Origin of the sequence: Bacteroides sp., assembly GCF_052357945.1 — a bacterium.
Taxonomy (GTDB): domain Bacteria; phylum Bacteroidota; class Bacteroidia; order Bacteroidales; family Bacteroidaceae; genus Bacteroides.
This window is the reverse complement of sequence record NZ_DAWCXD010000003.1, coordinates 167906-172521: the sequence shown is the minus strand read 5'-3', so window position 1 is coordinate 172521 and position 4616 is coordinate 167906. Positions and strand designations below refer to the sequence as shown.

Genomic DNA, 4616 nt, shown 5'->3' with positions numbered 1-4616 from the left:
GGATCATTAGCCTTTTTATTTTAATACACTATATAGAATCGCGGAGACGCTTACGAGACGCTTACAGTGAAAGAGTTGGTGTAAGAGTCGCCATTCACCCGTAAACTCCTTATTCAACGGGAGTCTGGGATAAAGGTGAAGGGGGATTAAAAACAAAAGAACTACGAGAGAGAGCCCATAGTTCTTTTAATAACACCCATATATTTTAATTGAATATCGGCAATGAGACTTTTAGATTAGGATACTTATCACCTAATTGTTTCAGGAAGTCATTAGCAATGATGATAGCTTGTACTGTCTCCTGCGGGTTAGTTGGTATTTCCGGGATTTTTGTAAAAATCAAGCAGGAATAGATGATAAGTTCAATAGGCTTGTTATCGGTTTGCAGTGACAACTTATACGCTCTTACATTATTTCCTCGAGCTTGTGCCTCTGCTTTTATCTCTCCCTCCAAAGAAATTTCGGTGAGTTTGGAGTTTTCAAGACGTGCTTGATTGAAAACAAGATGCTGATCGATTTCTCCATCTGCGTCTGTGTCGAATAGATGCAGATTATCCCCGCTTAGTGCAAGGTATTTGGGAGTTTGCACGGTGTTGAAACGTACAGTTCCTAGAGTTGCCATTCCTTTCAGCTGGTCTTTCATTCCATCTTTAAGAGCGGATGCTACACCATATTCATTACTGGCATAGTTGAAAGCATCAATCTTTTCTTCTCCCATTGCTTTTTTCAGGAAAGGTAAATCGGAGTTTAAGAAATGTTTTTTGTACTGTTCTGCATTTGCAAATTCAGCTTTGAAATCGGTGTTGTTTACTACTTGTGCCTGCTGTAAGTTCTATTCTTATTTATAAAATAGGATTCCTTTCTTCTGATGTTAAGTACCTGCATCCTGATTTAGTAGATAGATGAAAACTCACATTATTGAGATAATCCAAATTACTTAATAACAATTGATCGAGGTTATTAATTATTATCTATATTTGTGATATCGAACTCAAATCTGGAATATTATGGACGATTTTAATACTGTATATGCGCTACTTGTTTTAGTTATGCTATTTGTGCTATTGAGCAGGTTGGATAATCGCTTCGGGAAAATAGAAAAGGAATTGAATGAGATAAAGAAACGAATGGACGATTATCTCAAGCTTCAGCAAAAGACTGCTACTGAAGAGCATAAACCTAAAGAAGAAATAGTAGTAAAAGAAACAGAAGATGTTCCTTTGATGTCTCAAATGACAGAGCGTGTTACGGTAGTCAAGGCTGCACAACGAGGGACAGTTGTTCAGGAAAAACAAGAATCGGTTATTGAAACAGTCCGTGAGACACTGGAAGAAACACCTGAAAAGACGGTTGAAACAGAACTGGAAGATGTTTGTGTTGAGGCTGTTCCGAAACAAAAGAAGCAAGTGAACTATGAGAAGTTCATCGGTGAGAATCTCTTCGGAAAGATCGGTATCCTTATATTCGTTATCGGTGTAGGCTTCTTTGTGAAGTATGCTATTGATAAGAATTGGATCAATGAGACTTTCCGTACCGTACTTGGTTTCCTGACGGGAGCTGTATTACTGGCCGTTGCCGAACGGTTGCAAAAGAAGTATCGTACATTTAGCTCGTTGCTTGCGGGTGGCGCTTTTGCTGTATTCTATCTTACGGTTGCCATTGCATTCCATTATTATCATATCTTCTCGCAGACTATGGCGTTTATCATTTTGATAGGCGTCACTGTATTTATGTCTGTTTTGTCTGTGGTATACAATCGGCGCGAACTGGCCATCATTTCACTTGTCGGAGGATTTCTTGCACCTTTCATCGTAAGCAGTGGAGAGGGAAGTTATCTGGTACTGTTCACTTATGTAAGTATCCTGAATCTCGGTATGTTCGGACTTTCCATTTATAAGAAGTGGGGTGAGCTTCCGATGATCTCATTTGTCTTTACCTGGCTGATAATGGGAATCTTTCTTTTATTTAGCTATACCTCCAGTTCTACAGTTATTTCGGGGCACTTGTTTTTGTTTACCACTCTGTTTTATTTTATCTTTCTACTTCCGGTGTTCTCTATTCTTCGTGGGGAAGATATGCGAACAATGAGTCGGGGGCTGGTATTCGTCATTATAACGAATAACTTTATTTTTCTGCTTTCGGGAGCTTTGTTTTTGCGGAATATGGGATGGTCTTTCAAAGCAAGCGGTTTGTTGAGCCTGTTCATTGCTCTTGTTAATTTAGGACTGGTGCTTTGGTTATGGAAGAGCCGGAAAGACTATAAATTCCTGGTGTATACCACTCTGGGGCTTGTGTTGACATTTGTCTCTATTACCGTTCCGATTCAGTTGGATGGAAACTATATAACATTAGTTTGGGCGTCAGAAATGGTGTTATTATTATGGCTTTATATCAAGTCGAGAATCCGGGTATATGAATATGCGGCAAAGATACTGGTGGGACTCACCTTTATTTCTTACCTGATGGATATATATAATGTAGTAATGCATGAGCATCATGCTGTCAGCACTATTTTCCTGAACAGTTCATTTGCCACCTCTTTGTTTGTAGGGCTGGCTATGGGAGCATTTGCTCTGTTGATGGGGTATTATAGACCATTCTTCTCTACAGCCCGTCAACTGAAATATGGTTTCTGGAATCCTTTCATGCTTTTTGTCTCTGTAGCCATACTTTATTATACATTTATGATGGAGTTTCACCTGCATTTTGAGGGAGCTACGAGGAGCGGAGCAATGTTCTTGTTTACTGCCATTGCCATTTCGAGTGTTTGTTATGCTTTTAGAAAACGATTCCCGATCACCCAATGTCTGACTTTCTATATGTTAGCTATTGGGATAAATACGCTTGTATATATCATAAATATATGGGGAGATCAATGGGAGAACATGGCTTTTGTGCCTGTTGTACTACGATGGTTCACGGCAGCATTTGTAATGGCGAATATATGCTATGTGGCACGCCAATACTATCTATTAATCGGCATCAAGAGTCGTTTCACTATTTATCTCAATATTCTGGTCACTCTTCTTTGGGTGACAATGGTACGCTCTTTCCTCTGGCAGGTAGGAGTGGATGATTTCAGTGCCGGACTTTCGCTTTCATTAAGTATTGCCGGATTTGTTCAGATGGGACTAGGGATGCGTTTGCATCAGAAAGTCATGCGCATGATAAGCCTTTCGACTTTTGGAATCGTTCTGCTTAAACTTGTATTTGATGATTTATGGGCAATGCCTACTATCGGTAAGATCATTGTATTCATCATTCTCGGACAGATATTACTGATACTTTCATTCCTTTATCAGAAATTAAAGGATGTATTATTCAAGAATGATGAAGTTAGCTAAATCTTAAATTATATATTATAATAAAGGCTGCCATTCTTTCTTAGAGTAGGCAGCCTTTACTTTATATGATACGTTTTTATGCAAACTTCCTTATTCCTGTGAGAAACGTTTTACCTGTTCCTCGATTAACTCCTTGTCATCGAAATAATTAATCTTCATTGCTTTCTTCACATCAGCCAACGTTTCGGCAGCAGCAGCTCTGGCTACTTCGCATCCTTTCTGAAGCATGTCATATATAGCCGGAATGTCTTTGCTGAACTCTTTACGACGGTTACGAATCGGTTCGAGAATTTCTTGCATAATAGAGTTTAGGAAACGTTTTACTTTCACGTCACCCAATCCGCCGCGTTGATAATGCGCTTTCAGTTCTGCCAGATTTGGATAATCCGGTAAGTAACGTTCGAAATGTTCAGGGAGGCAGAAAGCATCCAGGTAAGTAAATACCGTATTACCTTCAATCTTTCCCGGATCTTGTACGCGGAGATGTCCCGGGTCGGTATACATACTCATGATTTTCTTTTGGATTTCTTCCGGTTCTTCCGAAAGGTAGATGCAGTTTCCGAGCGATTTACTCATTTTAGCTTTACCGTCAGTTCCCGGAAGACGCAGACAAGCTGCATTGTCCGGCAACAGGATTTCCGGTTCTACCAATGTCTCACCATATATATAGTTGAAACGGCGAACGATTTCACGAGCCTGTTCGAGCATCGGTTCCTGGTCTTCACCCACAGGGACAGTCGTTGCGCGGAATGCTGTAATGTCTGCTGCCTGGCTGATGGGATAAGTAAAGAAACCTACGGGAATACTTGCTTCAAAGTTACGCATCTGGATTTCCGATTTCACAGTCGGGTTACGTTGCAGGCGGGATACGCTGACAAGGTCCATATAATAGAAACTAAGTTCGCATAGTTCCGGTATTTGCGACTGGATGAAAATCGTAGCTTTAGTCGGATCAATACCACAAGCCAGATAATCAAGAGCAACTTCGATTACATTCTGACGCACCTTTTCCGGATTGTCTATATTGTCTGTCAATGCCTGTGAATCGGCAATGAAGATAAACATCTTACTATAATCACCTGCGTTTTGCAGGTCAACTCTGCGTTTCAACGAACCTACATAGTGACCGATATGAAGTCTTCCGGTAGGACGGTCGCCCGTCAATATGATTTTTTCTTTTCCCATATTTTATTACCTTATTATATAATGGTGACAAAGATAAGGATAAAAACTGAAAGAAACATCAAAATGCAGTTACTTCATGATTTGTGC

The 4616-nt window shown here is 40.0% G+C and carries 2 protein-coding genes and 1 pseudogene; 1 reads left to right on the top strand and 2 read right to left on the bottom strand.

Annotated features, from left to right (window positions below; genetic code table 11):
* Window positions 1-205: 205 nt before the first annotated feature.
* Window positions 206-832: pseudogene (locus ACT8YW_RS02050) on the bottom strand (hypothetical protein); the annotation flags it as partial.
* Between the two features lie 175 nt (window positions 833-1007).
* Here ACT8YW_RS02050 and ACT8YW_RS02045 point away from each other — a divergent pair.
* On the top strand, window positions 1008-3344 hold the full coding sequence (locus tag ACT8YW_RS02045; protein ID WP_444103803.1) for a DUF2339 domain-containing protein: 2337 nt from the start codon (window positions 1008-1010) through the stop codon (window positions 3342-3344).
* Window positions 3345-3434: 90 nt separating this feature from the next.
* Here the strand turns inward: ACT8YW_RS02045 and trpS are convergent, their stop codons facing one another.
* Entirely contained in the window at window positions 3435-4529 is a 1095-nt protein-coding gene (trpS, locus tag ACT8YW_RS02040) for a tryptophan--tRNA ligase (protein WP_444103802.1), read from the bottom strand.
* Between the last annotated feature and the right edge of the window lie 87 nt (window positions 4530-4616).